The sequence below is a fragment of the Streptomyces sp. NPDC059816 genome (assembly GCF_042732055.1).
Lineage (GTDB): Bacteria > Actinomycetota > Actinomycetes > Streptomycetales > Streptomycetaceae > Streptomyces.
Genome location: NZ_JBHWIQ010000020.1, coordinates 97,206 through 113,639, shown reverse-complemented (window position 1 = coordinate 113,639; position 16,434 = coordinate 97,206). Strand labels below are relative to the sequence as shown.

13 protein-coding genes are annotated in these 16,434 nt (G+C 72.8%); 12 read left to right on the top strand and 1 reads right to left on the bottom strand.

The features are described from left to right. Window position 1 precedes the first annotated feature (1 nt). From ACFV88_RS25335 to ACFV88_RS25280, 12 genes are all read left to right on the top strand, one after another. Complete coding sequence (locus ACFV88_RS25335; protein WP_385494177.1) at window positions 2–1,288, top strand: dihydroorotase; 1,287 nt, start codon at window positions 2–4, stop codon at window positions 1,286–1,288. After that, a complete protein-coding gene (locus ACFV88_RS25330) occupies window positions 1,288–1,893 on the top strand; it encodes a hypothetical protein (RefSeq protein ID WP_385494176.1) in 606 nt (201 codons plus the stop codon). The genes ACFV88_RS25335 and ACFV88_RS25330 overlap by 1 nt, the downstream gene beginning before the upstream one ends. Further along, window positions 1,890–3,047, top strand: coding sequence for a glutamine-hydrolyzing carbamoyl-phosphate synthase small subunit (gene carA / locus ACFV88_RS25325; protein ID WP_385494175.1), 1,158 nt, complete (start codon window positions 1,890–1,892; stop codon window positions 3,045–3,047). Before ACFV88_RS25330 ends, carA begins: the two co-directional genes overlap by 4 nt. Further along, window positions 3,040–6,348 carry a carbamoyl-phosphate synthase large subunit gene (gene carB / locus ACFV88_RS25320; protein WP_385494174.1) on the top strand — a complete coding sequence of 1,103 codons (3,309 nt, stop codon included), beginning with the start codon at window positions 3,040–3,042 and terminating at the stop codon, window positions 6,346–6,348. Before carA ends, carB begins: the two co-directional genes overlap by 8 nt. A 162-nt stretch (window positions 6,349–6,510) precedes the next feature. Then, window positions 6,511–7,617, top strand: coding sequence for a quinone-dependent dihydroorotate dehydrogenase (locus tag ACFV88_RS25315; RefSeq protein ID WP_385494173.1), 1,107 nt, complete (start codon window positions 6,511–6,513; stop codon window positions 7,615–7,617). After that, window positions 7,614–8,501: an orotidine-5'-phosphate decarboxylase gene (gene pyrF, locus ACFV88_RS25310; protein ID WP_385494172.1), complete on the top strand. Its 888-nt coding sequence runs from the start codon at window positions 7,614–7,616 to the stop codon at window positions 8,499–8,501. The genes ACFV88_RS25315 and pyrF overlap by 4 nt, the downstream gene beginning before the upstream one ends. 575 nt (window positions 8,502–9,076) lie before the next feature. Next, complete coding sequence (locus ACFV88_RS25305) at window positions 9,077–9,400, top strand: integration host factor (RefSeq protein ID WP_003956414.1); 324 nt, start codon at window positions 9,077–9,079, stop codon at window positions 9,398–9,400. A 38-nt stretch (window positions 9,401–9,438) separates the two neighbouring features. Further along, window positions 9,439–10,032, top strand: a complete 594-nt coding sequence (gmk, locus tag ACFV88_RS25300) for a guanylate kinase (protein WP_385494171.1) — start codon at window positions 9,439–9,441, stop codon at window positions 10,030–10,032. Window positions 10,033–10,124: 92 nt separating this feature from the next. Further along, a complete protein-coding gene (gene rpoZ / locus ACFV88_RS25295) occupies window positions 10,125–10,397 on the top strand; it encodes a DNA-directed RNA polymerase subunit omega (protein WP_005319902.1) in 273 nt (90 codons plus the stop codon). A gap of 130 nt (window positions 10,398–10,527) precedes the next feature. Next, complete coding sequence (gene coaBC, locus ACFV88_RS25290; RefSeq protein ID WP_385494170.1) at window positions 10,528–11,754, top strand: bifunctional phosphopantothenoylcysteine decarboxylase/phosphopantothenate--cysteine ligase CoaBC; 1,227 nt, start codon at window positions 10,528–10,530, stop codon at window positions 11,752–11,754. Window positions 11,755–12,017: 263 nt separating this feature from the next. Next, complete coding sequence (gene metK / locus ACFV88_RS25285) at window positions 12,018–13,241, top strand: methionine adenosyltransferase (RefSeq protein ID WP_385494169.1); 1,224 nt, start codon at window positions 12,018–12,020, stop codon at window positions 13,239–13,241. Between the two features lie 142 nt (window positions 13,242–13,383). Next, the gene (locus tag ACFV88_RS25280; RefSeq protein ID WP_385494168.1) at window positions 13,384–15,555 is read left to right on the top strand and encodes a primosomal protein N'; all 2,172 of its coding nucleotides are present in this window, start codon (window positions 13,384–13,386) and stop codon (window positions 15,553–15,555) included. A gap of 129 nt (window positions 15,556–15,684) precedes the next feature. Here the strand turns inward: ACFV88_RS25280 and ACFV88_RS25275 are convergent, their stop codons facing one another. Continuing rightward, window positions 15,685–16,218, bottom strand: a complete 534-nt coding sequence (locus ACFV88_RS25275) for a hypothetical protein (RefSeq protein ID WP_385494167.1) — start codon at window positions 16,216–16,218, stop codon at window positions 15,685–15,687. Window positions 16,219–16,434: the final 216 nt, after the last annotated feature.

The window sequence follows — 16,434 nt, the reverse complement described above, 5'->3', positions numbered from 1 at the left end:
CATGAGCAAGATCCTGATCCGCGGTGCCCGGGTGCTCGGCGGCGAACCGCAGGACGTCCTCGTCGACGGCGAGACCATCGCCGCGGTCGGCACCGGACTGAGCGCCGAGGGCGCCACCGTGGTGGAGGCCGAGGGCCGCGTCCTGCTGCCCGGCCTGGTCGACCTGCACACCCATCTGCGCGAGCCCGGCCGCGAGGACTCCGAGACCGTCCTCACCGGCACCCGCGCCGCCGCCGTCGGCGGGTTCACCGCCGTGCACGCCATGGCCAACACCTTCCCGGTCGCCGACACCGCGGGCGTCGTCGAGCAGGTCTACCGGCTCGGCCGCGAACACGGCTACTGCGACGTGCAGCCCGTCGGCGCGGTCACCGTCGGCCTGGAGGGCAAGAAGCTCGCCGAGCTCGGCGCCATGCACGACTCCGCCGCCGGCGTCATGGTCTTCTCCGACGACGGCAAGTGCGTCGACGACGCGGTGATCATGCGGCGGGCCCTGGAGTACGTGAAGGCGTTCGGCGGGGTCGTCGCCCAGCACGCCCAGGAGCCCCGGCTCACCGAGGGCGCCCAGATGAACGAGGGCGTCGTCTCCGCCGAACTCGGACTCGGCGGCTGGCCCGCCGTCGCCGAGGAGTCGATCATCGCCCGGGACGTGCTGCTCGCCGCGCACGTCGGCTCCCGCGTCCACATCTGCCATCTGTCGACCGCCGGCTCGGTGGAGATCGTCCGCTGGGCGAAGTCCAAGGGCTGGGACGTCACCGCCGAGGTCACCCCGCACCACCTCCTGCTCACCGACGAACTGGTCCGCAGTTACGACCCCGTCTACAAGGTGAACCCGCCGCTGCGCACCGAGGCCGACGTCATGGCCCTGCGCGAAGCCCTCGCCGACGGCACCATCGACTGCGTGGCCACCGACCACGCGCCGCACCCGCACGAGGACAAGGACTGCGAGTGGGCCGCCGCCGCCATGGGCATGGTGGGCCTGGAGACCGCGCTGTCCGTCGTCCAGCACACCATGGTCGACTCCGGACTCCTCGACTGGGCGCAGGTCGCCGACCGGATGTCGGTGCGCCCCGCGCAGATCGGACGCCTCGCCGGACACGGCCGCCCCGTCTCGGTGGGCGAGCCCGCCAACCTGACCCTCGTCGATCCCGCTTACCGTGGAACCGTGGACCCCGCGGGCTTCGCCTCCCGCAGCCGCAACACCCCCTACCAGGGGCGCGAGCTGCCGGGACGCGTCACCCACACCTGGCTGCGGGGCCGTGCCACGGTCGTCGACGGGAAGCTCGTGTGATGCCTCACCCCCTGCGCAGTGCCGAAGTCCTCTCCGTGCTCGCCACCGAGCGGAAATCGGCGGAAGTCACCGACTGGGCCGCCCGGATCGGCTGGCTCGTCGGCCTCGTCCTCTTCGTCGCGCTCGTGTACTGGTTGATGCGCGAGGGCTGGAAGTGGCGCGGCACCCTCCAGAGCGACCTGCCCGAGCTGCCCACCGCCCCCGCCGGCCTCGGTGCCCCGCAGCTCACCCTGCACGGCCGCTACCACGGCTCCACCACCGCCGGGCAGTGGCTCGACCGGATCGTGGCGCACGGCCTCGGTGCCCGGTCGAGGGTCGAGCTGACCCTCACCGCACAGGGCCTCGACGTGGTCCGTCCCGGAGCGAGCGACTTCTTCGTCCCCGCCGACCGCATCCGCGGAGCCCGCCTCGACAAGGGCATCGCCGGGAAGGTCCTCGCCGAGGGCGGGCTGCTCGTCATCACCTGGACCCACGGCGAGCGGCTGATCGACTCGGGCTTCCGCTCCGACCACGCCGCCGAGCACACCGCCTGGGTCGAGGCGCTCGCCGCCCCCGCGGCGGACACCCCCCTGCACACCACCATCACGGAAGGCGCGGACCGATGAGCGCGCAGACAGCGCAGCCGACCTCCACCAGGGGAACCCGGGTTCCCGCCGTACTCGTCCTGGAGGACGGTCGCGTCTTCCGGGGCCGCGCGTACGGAGCCGTCGGCCAGACCTTCGGCGAGGCGGTGTTCTCCACCGGGATGACCGGCTACCAGGAGACCCTCACCGACCCCTCGTACCACCGGCAGGTCGTCGTGATGACGGCCCCGCACATCGGCAACACCGGAGTCAACGACGAGGACCCCGAGTCCCGCCGCATCTGGGTCTCCGGGTACGTCGTCCGCGACCCCGCCCGGGTGCCCTCCAACTGGCGCTCGCGCCGCTCCCTCGACGAGGAACTGGCCACCCAGGGCGTCGTCGGGATCTCCGGCGTCGACACCCGCGCCCTCACCCGGCACCTGCGCGAACGCGGCGCCATGCGGGTCGGGATCTTCTCCGGCAACGCGCTTCCCGACGAGGGCACCATGCTGGCCGAGGTCCGTCAGGCCCCCGAGATGAAGGGCGCCGACCTCTCCGCCGAGGTCGCCACCCGGGAGCCGTACGTCGTCCCCGCGGTCGGCGAGAAGCGCTTCACCGTCGCCGCGATCGACCTCGGCATCAAGGGCATGACCCCGCACCGGATGGCCGAGCGCGGCATCGAGGTGCACGTCCTGCCCGCGACCGCGACCATCGAGGACGTGGAGGCGGTCAACCCCGACGGGGTGTTCTTCTCCAACGGCCCCGGCGACCCCGCCACCGCCGACCACCCCGTCGCCGTGATGCGCGCGGTCCTGGACCGCGGCACCCCGCTGTTCGGCATCTGCTTCGGCAACCAGATCCTCGGCCGGGCCCTCGGCTTCGGCACCTACAAGCTGAAGTACGGCCACCGGGGCATCAACCAGCCCGTGCAGGACCGCACGACCGGCAAGGTCGAGGTCACCGCGCACAACCACGGCTTCGCCGTCGACGCCCCCCTCGACCGGGTCAGCGACACCCCGTACGGCCGCGCCGAGGTCTCCCACGTCTGTCTGAACGACCAGGTCGTCGAGGGGCTGCGGCTCCTCGACAAGCCCGCGTTCAGTGTCCAGTACCACCCCGAAGCCGCCGCCGGTCCGCACGACGCCGCGTACCTGTTCGACCGCTTCGTCACCCTGATGGAGGGCCAGCGTGCCTAAGCGCACCGATATCCAGTCCGTCCTGGTCATCGGCTCCGGCCCGATCGTCATCGGCCAGGCCGCCGAGTTCGACTACTCCGGCACCCAGGCGTGCCGGGTCCTCAAGGCCGAGGGCCTGCGGGTCATCCTGGTGAACTCCAACCCGGCGACGATCATGACCGACCCGGAGGTCGCCGACGCCACCTACGTCGAGCCGATCACCCCGGAGTTCGTCGAGAAGATCATCGCCAAGGAGCGCCCCGACACGCTGCTCCCCACCCTCGGCGGTCAGACGGCCCTGAACACGGCCATCTCGCTGCACGAGGCCGGCACCCTCGACAAGTACGGCGTCGAGCTGATCGGCGCCAACGTCGAGGCCATCAACAAGGGCGAGGACCGCGAGCTGTTCAAGCAGGTCGTGGAGGCCGTCCGCGCCAAGATCGGGCACGGCGAGTCCGCCCGCTCGGTGATCTGCCACACCATGGACGACGTCCTCGGGGGCGTCGAGCAGCTGGGCGGCTACCCCGTCGTCGTCCGGCCCTCGTTCACCATGGGCGGCGCCGGCTCGGGCTTCGCCCACGACGAGGAGGAACTGCGCCGCATCGCCGGACAGGGCCTCACCCTCTCGCCGACCACCGAGGTGCTCCTGGAGGAGTCCATCCTCGGCTGGAAGGAGTACGAGCTGGAGCTGATGCGCGACAAGCACGACAACGTCGTGGTCGTGTGCTCCATCGAGAACTTCGACCCCATGGGCGTGCACACCGGCGACTCGATCACCGTGGCCCCCTCGATGACCCTCACCGACCGCGAGTACCAGGTCCTGCGGGACATCGGCATCGCGGTGATCCGCGAGGTCGGCGTGGACACCGGCGGCTGCAACATCCAGTTCGCGGTGAACCCCGAGGACGGCCGGGTCATCGTCATCGAGATGAACCCCCGGGTCTCCCGCTCCTCCGCGCTGGCCTCCAAGGCGACCGGCTTCCCGATCGCCAAGATCGCGGCGAAGCTCGCCGTCGGCTACACGCTGGACGAGATCCCCAACGACATCACCGAGCAGACCCCGGCCTCCTTCGAGCCGACCCTCGACTACGTCGTCGTCAAGGCCCCCCGGTTCGCCTTCGAGAAGTTCCCCTCCGCCGACTCCACCCTCACCACCACCATGAAGTCGGTGGGCGAGGCCATGGCCATCGGCCGCAACTTCACCGAGGCCCTCCAGAAGGCGCTGCGCTCGCTGGAGAAGAAGGGCAGCCAGTTCACCTTCGTCGGTGACCCCGGCGACAAGGCCGAACTGCTGCGCGAGGCCGTCCGGCCCACCGACGGCCGGATCAACGCCGTCATGCAGGCCATCCGCGCCGGGGCCACCCCCGAGGAGGTCTTCGACGCCACGAAGATCGACCCCTGGTTCGTCGATCAGCTCTTCCTGATCAAGGAACTCGCCGACGAACTCGCCGCCGCCGACCGACTGGAGCCCCAGCTCCTCGCCGAGGCCAAGCGGCACGGTTTCTCCGACGCCCAGATCGCCGAGATCCGCGGTCTGCGCGAGGACGTGGTCCGCGAGGTCCGACACGCCCTCGGAGTGCGCCCGGTCTACAAGACCGTCGACACCTGCGCCGCCGAGTTCGCGGCCAGGACGCCGTACTTCTACTCGTCCTACGACGAGGAGAGCGAGGTCGCCCCGCGCGACAAGCCCGCAGTGATCATCCTCGGCTCGGGCCCCAACCGCATCGGCCAGGGCATCGAGTTCGACTACTCGTGCGTCCACGCCTCCTTCGCGCTCAGCGAAGCCGGGTACGAGACCGTGATGGTCAACTGCAACCCGGAGACGGTCTCCACCGACTACGACACCTCCGACCGGCTCTACTTCGAGCCGCTCACCCTGGAGGACGTCCTGGAGATCGTCCACGCGGAGTCCCTGGCCGGTCCGATCGCGGGCGTGATCGTCCAGCTCGGCGGCCAGACCCCGCTGGGCCTCGCCCAGGCGCTCAAGGACAACGGCGTGCCGATCGTGGGCACCCCGCCCGAGGCCATCCACGCCGCCGAGGACCGCGGCGCCTTCGGCCGGGTCCTCGCCGAGGCCGGACTGCCCGCCCCCAAGCACGGCACCGCCACCACCTTCACCGAGGCCAAGGCGATCGCCGACGAGATCGGCTACCCCGTCCTCGTCCGGCCCTCCTACGTGCTCGGCGGACGCGGCATGGAGATCGTCTACGACGAGACCCGCCTGTCCTCGTACATCGCCGAGTCCACCGAGATCAGCCCCTCCCGGCCGGTGCTCGTCGACCGCTTCCTCGACGACGCCATCGAGATCGACGTCGACGCGCTCTACGACGGCGAGGAGCTGTACCTCGGCGGCGTGATGGAGCACATCGAGGAGGCCGGCATCCACTCCGGCGACTCGGCGTGCGCACTGCCCCCGATCACCCTCGGCGGCTTCGACATCAAGCGGCTGCGCGCCTCCACCGAGGCCATCGCCCGGGGCGTCGGCGTGCGCGGACTGATCAACATCCAGTTCGCCATGGCCGGGGACATCCTCTACGTCCTCGAAGCCAACCCGCGCGCCTCCCGTACGGTCCCCTTCACCTCGAAGGCCACCGCCGTACCGCTCGCCAAGGCCGCCGCCCGGATCTCGCTGGGCGCCAGCATCGCGCAGCTGCGGGCCGAAGGGCTGCTGCCGGCCCGCGGCGACGGCGGCACCCTGTCGCCCGACGCGCCGATCTCCGTCAAGGAGGCCGTGATGCCGTGGTCGCGGTTCCGTGACATCCACGGACGCGGCGTCGACACCATCCTCGGCCCGGAGATGCGCTCCACCGGCGAGGTCATGGGCATCGACTCCGTCTTCGGCACCGCGTACGCCAAGTCGCAGGCCGGGGCCTACGGGCCGCTGCCCACCAAGGGCCGCGCCTTCATCTCCGTCGCCAACCGCGACAAGCGCTCGATGATCTTCCCGGCGCGGGAACTCGTCGCCCACGGCTTCGAACTCCTCGCCACCTCCGGCACCGCCGAGGTCCTCCAGCGCAACGGCATCAACGCCACCGCGGTGCGCAAGCAGTCCGAGGGGGAGGGCCCGAACGGGGAGCGGACCATCGTCCAGCTCATCCACGACGGCGAGGTCGACCTCATCGTCAACACCCCGTACGGCACCGGGGGCCGCCTCGACGGCTACGACATCCGCACCGCCGCCGTGGCGCGGTCCGTGCCCTGTCTGACCACGGTCCAGGCGCTCGCCGCCGCCGTGCAGGGCATCGACGCCCTCAACCGCGGGGACGTCGGGGTGCGCTCGCTCCAGGAGCACGCCGAGCGGCTGATCGCGGCCCGGGACTGACCCGGAGGAACCCGGGCCGGCCTCCTGCGGCAAGCGGGGGCCGGCCCCTTCCCCGCCCGACGGGTCGCCCCCGCACACACCCCACGGGGGCACCGGTGACGGTGCCCCCGTTTCCAGGCCCGAGCCCCCTCCACCTCCCCCGGCCCGAGGACACCACCACCCATGTACAAGATTCTCTTCCAGCTCCTGTTCCGTCGCATGGACCCCGAACAGGCCCACCACCTGGCCGTCGGCTGGATCCGCTGCGCCGCCAAGGTCCCCGTTCTGCGGACCCTCGTCGCCGCCGTCCTCGCCCCGCGCCACCGGGAACTGCGCACCGAGGCGCTCGGCCTGCGGCTGCACAGCCCCTTCGGGCTCGCCGCCGGCTTCGACAAGAACGCCGTCGCCGTCGACGGCCTGGCGATGCTCGGCTTCGACCACGTCGAGATCGGCACCGTCACCGGTGAACCGCAGTCCGGCAACCCCCGCACCCGGCTGTTCCGGCTGACCGCCGACCGGGCGCTGATCAACCGCATGGGCTTCAACAACGAGGGCTCCGCCGCCGTCGCCGAACGCCTGGCCGCCCGGCGCGAGGTCTTCCGGACCACCGTGGGCGTCAACATCGGCAAGACCAAGGTCGTGCCCGAGGCGGAAGCCGTCGCCGACTACGTGAAGTCCACCGAACGGCTCGCCCGCCACGCCGACTACCTGGTGGTCAACGTGTCGTCGCCGAACACCCCCGGACTGCGCGACCTCCAGGCCGTCGACCACCTGCGCCCCCTGCTCACCGCCGTGCGCGAGGCCGCCGACCGCTCGGTGACCGGCCGCCGGGTGCCCCTCCTGGTGAAGATCGCCCCCGACCTCGCCGACGACGACATCGACGCCGTCGCCGACCTCGCCGTGGAACTCGGTCTCGACGGCATCATCGCGACCAACACCACCATCGCCCGCGAGGGCCTCGGCCTGCGCAGCGACCCCGCGCTGCTCGCCGAGGCGGGCGGACTGTCCGGCGCGCCCCTCAAGGAACGCTCCCTGGAGGTGCTGCGCCGGCTGTACGCGCGCGTGGGCGACCGGGTCACCCTCATCGGGGTGGGCGGCGTGGAGGACGCCGAGGACGTCTGGCAGCGCGTCCTGGCCGGAGCGACCCTCGTCCAGGGCTACAGCGCCTTCATCTACCAGGGGCCCGCGTGGGCCCGCGGCATCCACCGGGGGCTCGCCGCCCGGCTCGCCGCCTCCGAGCACCCGACCCTCGCCGAGGCCGTCGGCGCCGACACCAGGAAGCCCGCATGACCAGTGACGCCGCCCCCGCCCCCGCCCCCGTACCCTTCGGCGCCCGGCTGCGCCGCGCCATGGACGAGCGCGGTCCGCTGTGCGTGGGGATCGACCCGCACGCCTCCCTGCTGACCTCCTGGGGGCTCGGCGACGACCTCGCGGGGCTGGAGCGCTTCAGCCGGACCGTGGTCGAGGCGCTGGCGGACCGGGTCGCCGTGCTGAAGCCGCAGAGCGCCTTCTTCGAGCGGTTCGGCTCCCGCGGCGTCGCCGTGCTGGAGACCTGCGTCGCCGAGGCCCGCCAGGCCGGGGCGCTCGTCCTGATGGACGCCAAGCGCGGCGACATCGGCTCGACGATGGCCGCGTACGCCGACACCTTCCTGCGGCCCGGTGCGCCGCTCTTCTCGGACGCCCTGACGGTCTCGCCCTTCCTGGGCTACGGCTCGCTGGCGCCGGCGGTGGAGCTGGCGCGGGCGAGCGGCACCGGCCTGTTCGTGCTCGCCCTCACCTCCAACCCGGAGGGCGCCGAGGTCCAGCACGCGGTGCGCGGCGACGGGCGCACCGTGGGCGCCACGATGCTCGCCCGGCTCGCCGAGGAGAACGCTCCCGAGGTGTCGGCAGCCGGCGGCGCGGGGCTCGGGTCCTTCGGCGCGGTGGTCGGCGCGACCCTCGGCGACCTGTCCTCCTACGACCTCGCGATCGGCGGCCCGCTGTTGGCGCCGGGGATCGGGGCGCAGGGCGCGACGCCCGCGGACCTGCCGCGGGTCTTCGGGGCGGCCGTGCGCCAGGTGGTCCCGAACGTGAGCCGCGGGGTCCTGCGCCACGGTCCGGACCCGGTGGCCCTGCGTGCGTCGGCGGACCGCTTCGCCGACGAAGTGCGCCGGGCCGTCCACACGGCAGGCTGACCGCCTCGCCCGCCTTGTCGCTCTCGTCGGTCTTGTCCGTCTCGCCCGCCTCGCCCATCCATGGGTCCGGCCGCTCGTCCGGGTGATCCGTCCGGGCGACGCGGTGCGCAGGGCCGAGTCCCGGGACCGGGTGGCGCACCCGCCCCGCGGGGCCGGCCGGCCGGTGATCCCTCCCGCTTCGCCCGGTTCGGGGTTCACCGGTCGGGGCGGCTCCCGGGGCGGATCGGGAGCCGGGCGGGTGGTTGTAGAGGGCCGGTTTCGGTGCGGCGGGGGGTGGGCAGTCTTCGGATTTCGGCTTCGTGCGCGCCCTTCGCGACCCGCCGAGGTGGGGTGTCCTTCTGAAAGAGTTCTCAGAAATGGGGTTTGTTTGCCCCGAAATGTCAGGCTCGATCAAGGCTGACCAGGAGTTTTCCGCTGTTCTCGCTGACTCTCGGGGTCCTGGCCGCTAGTCTCCGTCGAGAGCGGACGGGCAAGCGCGTTGCTCGTTGCTCCCCAGGTGTGGGGCGACTAGGTTCCTCACCGGACTGCTGTACCTGACAGACATCCGACAGTTCGACATCCGAGGTGACGTAGGCGTGGCTCTTCCGCCCCTTACCCCTGAACAGCGCGCAGCTGCGCTCGAAAAGGCCGCCGCGGCTCGCCGGGAGCGGGCCGAGGTCAAGAATCGACTCAAGCACTCCGGAGCCTCCCTCCACGAGGTCATCAAGCAGGGCCAGGAGAACGACGTCATCGGCAAGATGAAGGTCTCCGCCCTCCTCGAATCCCTGCCGGGCGTCGGGAAGGTCCGTGCCAAGCAGATCATGGAGCGGCTCGGCATCTCCGAGAGCCGGCGCGTCCGGGGACTCGGCTCCAACCAGATCGCGTCGCTGGAGCGCGAGTTCGGCGGCGGCCCCGCCTGAGGTGCTCGGGCACCCCCGAGAACCTGGATAATCGCTCCATGGCTGCAACATCCCGGGGGACGTCCCCCGTACCCCCGGACGTACGTCCGCGGCTGACCGTGCTCTCCGGCCCCTCCGGGGTCGGCAAGAGCACGGTCGTCGCTCATATGCGCAAAGAACACCCCGACGTCTGGCTCTCGGTCTCCGCCACCACGCGGGGCCCCAGGCCGGGCGAGCAGCACGGTGTGCAGTACTTCTTCGTCACCGACGAGGAGTTCGACAAGCTGATCGCCAACGGTGAACTGCTGGAGTGGGCCGAGTTCGCGGGCAACCGCTACGGCACCCCCCGCGGAGCCGTCCAGGAACGACTGGCCGCCGGGGAACCGGTGCTCCTGGAGATCGACCTCCAGGGGGCCCGACTGGTTCGGGAGTCCATGGCGGACGCCCAGCTGGTGTTCCTCGCGCCCCCGTCGTGGGAGGAACTGGTCCGTCGCCTGACCGGCCGCGGCACGGAGCCCCCCGAGGTCATCGAGCGCAGGCTCGAAGCCGCCCGGGTCGAGCTGGCCGCCGAGTCGGAGTTCGACACCACCCTGGTCAACACCTCCGTCAAGGACGTGGCGCGTGAGCTGCTAGCCTTGATGAACGTCGTGTGATCTTCACTGATCCCGTACCGTCTTTTCCCTCAGGCTTCCCGTACGCCCCGTCACCGAGGAAGACGCGGAAGCCCCCCATCGGAAGGTAGAGCGTGTCCTCTTCCATCACCGCGCCCGAGGGCATCATCAACCCGCCGATCGACGAGTTGCTTGAGGCCACCGACTCCAAGTACAGCCTGGTGATCTACGCGGCCAAGCGTGCCCGCCAGATCAACGCGTACTACTCCCAGCTCGGCGAGGGCCTGCTGGAGTACGTCGGTCCGCTCGTCGACACCCACGTCCACGAGAAGCCGCTCTCGATCGCCCTGCGCGAGATCAACGCGGGCCTGCTGACCTCCGAGGCCATCGAAGGCCCCGCGCAGTAGCTCCCACCGCTTCACCCGTCACGGGCCCGGCAGCGACGCTGTCGGGCCCGTGGTGTCTCATGGAGGCACACGCGCACCACCAGGAGCGCACGGCGGCACCGGCCGTGCGCGAGCCGAGTCGGGGAGACACATGAACAAGGCGGCCAGGCCCAAGGTCGTGCTGGGGGTCAGCGGCGGGATCGCGGCGTACAAGGCGTGCGAGCTGCTGCGCCGGCTCACCGAGTCCGGGCACGAGGTGCGGGTGGTCCCCACCGAGGCCGCACTCCACTTCGTCGGGGCCGCCACCTGGTCCGCGCTGTCCGGGCAGCCCGTCGCCACCGGGGTCTGGGACGACGTCCACGAGGTGCCGCACGTCCGCATCGGACAGGGTGCCGACCTCGTCGTGGTGGCCCCCGCCACCACCGACCTGCTCGCCAAGGCCGCCCACGGCCTCGCCGACGACCTGCTCACCAACACCCTGCTCACCGCGCGCTGCCCGGTGGTCTTCGCGCCCGCCATGCACACCGAGATGTGGGAGCACCCCGCCACCCAGGAGAACGTGGCCACCCTGCGCCGTCGCGGAGCGCTCGTCATCGAGCCCGCCGTCGGACGGCTCACCGGAGTCGACACGGGCAAGGGGCGGCTGCCCGACCCGGGCGAGATCTACGAGGTCTGTCGTCGGGTCCTCGCCCGGGGCGTGCGCGAGCCCGACCTCACCGGACGGCACGTCGTCATCAGCGCCGGGGGGACCCGGGAACCCCTGGACCCGGTGCGCTTCCTCGGCAACCGTTCCTCCGGCAAGCAGGGCTACGCACTCGCCCGGGCCGCCGCCGCCCGGGGCGCCCGGGTCACCCTGGTCGCCGCCAACGCGGCCCTGCCCGATCCGGCGGGCGTCGACCTGGTGCCGGTGGGCAGCACCGCCCAGCTCCGCGAGGCCGTGCTGAAGGCCGCCGCCACCGCCGACGCCGTGGTCATGGCCGCCGCGGTGGCCGACTTCCGGCCCGCCGCCTACGCCCCCGGCAAGATCAAGAAGCGGGACGGCCAGGAACCCGAGCCCGTCGCCCTGGTACGGAATCCAGACATTCTCGCGGAGGTTTCCCAGCAGCGGGCCCGCGCCGGCCAGGTGGTGGTCGGCTTCGCCGCCGAGACCGAGGACGTCCTCGACAACGGGCGCGCCAAGCTCCGCCGCAAGGGCTGTGACCTGCTCGTCGTCAATGAGGTCGGGGAGCGCAAGACCTTCGGGGCGGACGAGAGCGAGGCCGTGGTGCTGGGCGCCGACGGCAGCGAGACCCCCGTGCCGTTCGGGCCGAAGGAGGCCCTGGCCGACACCGTGTGGGATCTGGTGGTGGCCCGGTTCCCCGGCGCGCCCCACCAGTGACCCCGGTATCCTGCGCGACAATCGTCCGAGCTCGCCGTCCGGGCGCCCGGAACCCGCTCATCCGGGTGGAGGCGCTCTGGTGGAGAGTGACGACCGTGCACCAGAATGCCGGTGCTGCAGGTCACAGGGCTTCCATGTGGCGAGACACGTGACCCGATCGACGAGCACGACCGATAAACTGATGACGGACCGCCCCCGGGTGCAGCCTCCGGAGGGGGTCCGACCATGAACAGCCAGCAGCCGCTGCAACCACAGGGAGCGATGTGTCCCGCCGTCTCTTCACCTCGGAGTCCGTGACCGAGGGTCACCCCGACAAGATCGCCGACCAGATCAGCGACACCATTCTCGACGCGCTTCTGCGGGAGGACCCGACATCCCGGGTCGCCGTGGAAACGCTGATCACCACCGGCCTGGTCCACGTGGCCGGCGAGGTCACGACCAAGGCGTACGCGCCCATCGCGCAGCTCGTCCGTGACACGATCCTGGGCATCGGTTACGACTCCTCGAAGAAGGGCTTCGACGGCGCGTCCTGCGGCGTCTCGGTCTCCATCGGCGCGCAGTCGCCCGACATCGCGCAGGGCGTCGACACGGCGTACGAGTCGCGGGTCGAGGCCGGCGCCGAGGGCAAGGAGCTCGACGCGCTGGACCAGCAGGGCGCCGGCGACCAGGGCCTCATGTTCGGGTACGCCTGCGACGAGACCCCCGAGCTGATGCCGCTGCCCATCCACCTGGCGCACCGCCTGTCACGGCGCCTGTCCGAGGTCCGCAAGAACGGGACCATCCCGTACCTGCGGCCCGACGGCAAGACCCAGGTCACCATCGAGTACGACGGCGACAAGGCCGTCCGCCTCGACACGGTCGTCGTCTCCTCGCAGCACGCCTCCGACATCGACCTGGAGTCGCTGCTCGCGCCCGACATCCGCGAGTTCGTGGTGGAGCCCGAGCTGAAGGCCCTCCTGGACGACGGCATCAAGCTGGAGACCGAGGGGTACCGCCTGTTGGTCAACCCGACCGGGCGCTTCGAGATCGGTGGCCCCATGGGCGACGCCGGTCTCACCGGTCGCAAGATCATCATCGACACCTACGGCGGGTACGCCCGGCACGGCGGCGGCGCCTTCTCGGGCAAGGACCCGTCCAAGGTCGACCGCTCCGCCGCGTACGCGATGCGCTGGGTCGCCAAGAACGTCGTCGCGGCCGGGCTCGCCGCCCGCTGCGAGGTCCAGGTCGCCTACGCCATCGGCAAGGCCGAGCCCGTCGGACTGTTCATCGAGACCTTCGGCACCAACAAGGTCGACACGGACCGCATCGAGAACGCGATCAGCCAGGTCTTCGACCTGCGTCCGGCCGCGATCATCCGCGATCTGGACCTGCTGCGCCCGATCTACGCCCAGACCGCGGCGTACGGGCACTTCGGCCGTGAGCTGCCGGACTTCACCTGGGAGCGCACCGACCGGGTCGAGGCCCTGCGCGCCGCCGCCGGGCTGTGACCGGGAGTCGACCGCTCTGACCGTCCGACGAGGGCCGGTCGCCGTACCCCGGCGGCCGGCCCTCGTCGCACGTCCCGCCCGCGTGGTCGGGGCACCCAGACGCCCCCGCCCGCTGTCGGTGGCGTCTGGTAGGAATGCGGGTGTGAGCAGCGGAAACCACGGCGGGACCGAGCCCGGTGACGGCACGGGGGAGACGACCCCCGCCCCGCCGGAGCAACTCGCCCTGATCCGTGACACGGTCCGCAAGGCGAAGGTCCCCCGGGCCAAGCCGCGCACCTGGCGAAACGCCGCCCTGGCCGGGGACCTCCCGGTGGCCCGCGTCCTGGTCGACAAGGGCGTCCTCCACCTGGACCGCTACTTCGACTACGCCGTCCCCGAGGAGCTCGACGCCCAGGCCCAGCCGGGCGTCCGGGTCCGGGTCCGGTTCGGTGCCGGCCGCGGCCAGGTCCAAGGCGGCCGGCGCGAGGGTGGCGGCCTGGTCGACGGCTTCCTCATCGCCCGGGTCGCCGCGTCCGACTACGCCGGCCCGCTCGCCGCGCTCGCCCAGGTGGTGTCCCCCGAGCCGGTCCTCGGGCCGGAGCTGCTGGCCCTGTGCCGGGCCGTCGCCGACCGCTACGCGGGCAGCCTCGCGGACGTCCTGCAATTGGCCGTCCCGCCGCGCAACGCCCGCGCCGAGAAGCGCCCCTCGCCCGAGCCGCTGCCCCCGCCCCCCGCACCCTCCCCGGGTTCCTGGGAGCGGTACGCCCAGGGCCCGGCCTATCTGCGCGCCCTCGCGGACGGCGGCGCCCCCCGGGCGGTCTGGACCGCACTGCCCGGACCCGGCTGGGCCGAGGAGATCGCCCGGGCCGTCGCCGCCGCCCTGGCCTCGGGCCGCGGCGCGCTGGTCGTCGTCCCGGACGGACGGGTCGTCGCCCGGGTGGACGCGGCGCTGACGGCCCTGCTCGGCCCCGGACGGCATGCGGTGCTCACCGCCGAGGCGGGGCCCGAGAAGCGGTACGCCCAGTGGCTCGCCGTCCGGCGCGGTGCGGTGCGGGCCGTCGTCGGGACCCGGGCGGCGATGTTCGCGCCGGTGCGTGACCTCGGGCTGGTCGTGCTCTGGGACGACGGCGACTCCAGCCACAGCGAACAGCACGCCCCGCAGCCGCACGCCCGCGAGGTGCTGCTGTTGCGGGCCGCCACCGCGGGGTGCGGGTTCCTCCTCGGGGACGTCGGCTGCACGGTCGAGGCCGCGCAACTCGTCGCGACCGGCTGGGCCCGGCCCCTGTCGGCCGACCGGGCCCGGGTGCGGGCCGCCGCGCCGTTGGTGCGCACGGTGGGGGACGCCGACCTCGCCCGCGACGAGGCCGCCCGGGCCGCCCGGCTGCCCTCGGTGGCCTGGCAGGTGGCCCGGGAAGGGCTGACCCGGGGGCCGGTCCTGGTCCAGGTGCCGCGCCGCGGGTACGTGCCCAGGCTCGCCTGCGAACGGTGCCGGGAGCCCGCCCGCTGTCGTCACTGCGCGGGGCCGCTGGAGGCCCGTGAGCGCGGGTCGCTCGGCTGTGCCTGGTGCGGACGCGAGGAGTCCCGCTGGCACTGTCCCGCGTGCGGCTCGTTCCGGCTGCGGGCGCAGATCGTGGGGGCCCGTCGGACCGCCGAGGAACTGGGACGGGCGTTCCCCGCCGTTCCGGTGCGGACCTCCGGACGGGAGCAGGTGCTCGACACCGTGCCGGACGCTCCGGCGCTGGTCGTCAGCACCCCCGGGGCCGAACCGGTCGCCGAGGGCGGGTACGCGGCGGCGCTGCTCCTCGACGGCTGGGCGATGCTCTCCCGGCCCGATCTGCGGGCCGGCGAGGAGGCACTGCGGCGCTGGCTCGGTGCGAGCGCCCTGGTCCGCGAACAGGACGCGGGCGGAACGGTCGTGGTGGTCGCCGAGCCCACGCTGCGGCCGGTGCAGGCGCTGGTGCGGTGGGATCCGGTCGGCCACGCGGTACGGGAGCTGGGGGAGCGGGCCGAGTTGGGGTTCCCCCCGGTGTCGCGGATGGCGTCCGTGGCCGGACCGGGGGAAGCCGTCGCCGGTTTCCTGGCGGCGCTGGAGCTGCCCGCCGATGCCGTGGTGCTCGGCCCCGTGCCGGTGCCCGCTCCGGGCGGTGCGCCCGGGCGTCCGGGGGGTGAACCGCCGACCGGGGAGCCGTGGGAGCGGGCCCTGCTGCGGGTACCGCCGGGGAGCGGCGCGGCGCTCGCCGCGGCGTTGAAGTCCGCTCAGGCCGCGCGGATGGCGCGGGGCGGCGGGGGCGGGACACGGGTGCAGGTGCGCATGGACCCGCCGGACATCGGCTGAGGCGGGCCCCGTCTGCCCGGGCCCGCCTCAGCCGATGTGCGTGGTGCGTCAGTCGTAGGAGTTCTCGTGATCGTCGTCCGGGAGCGGTTCGGGAGCGGTTCGGGAGCCGTCCGGGGGAGTCGGGCCGGGTCAGCCGTTGCGGGGGCCGGGGAAGGCCGGCGGTCGGGGGTCGTCCCGTAGCGCCGGGCTCCCCCCGATCGGCTGGGTCGGCAGCGCACGGGCCGCCGGCACCGTGGGCAGCGGGCCGGCCACGTGCACGGGCCGGGCGCCCGCGGACTCCTGGCCCCGTTCGGCCTCGGCGGCGGCCTGCGCGGCGGCCCGACGTGCACCGTAGCGCCGGTGCACCGCCTGCTTGGTCACGCCCAGCGCCGAGCCCACCGCGTCCCAGGAGAAGCCGAGCGACCGGTCGAAGTCCACCGCGGCGGTGACCAGGGTCTCGACGCTGTCCCGCAGTTCCTGCGCGAGACGGACGGTGGGCGCGGGAGCGCGCCCGTAGACGACGAAGCCCGTGGACGGGCCCGAGCGGCGCGGGCGGTAGACGTTGCCCAGTTGGGCGGTGAGCGTACGCAGGGCGTCCACCTGTCGGCGGACCCGCTCGATGTCCCGCACCAGCAGGTGCAGGCTGGCCCGTGCCTGTGCGTCGTGGGTTGCGTGGTCGGCCATCAGACAAGCCTCTCGAACCGGCGGTGGGAAGGGGGTGGCCGGGCCCGTGTGGGTGGCCCGGCGGTCAACGCTGTCTTGACCAACGCGCCACGCCTGGAGTGGTCACGGTGCCGGGGCGTGCGATATGTGAGGTGGGGCGCACGGCTCGACGTACGCCCCCGGCGTGCCCCTGCCCGGCCGCCCCTACACTGGTGCGTTGCTCCCCGAGCACGCACC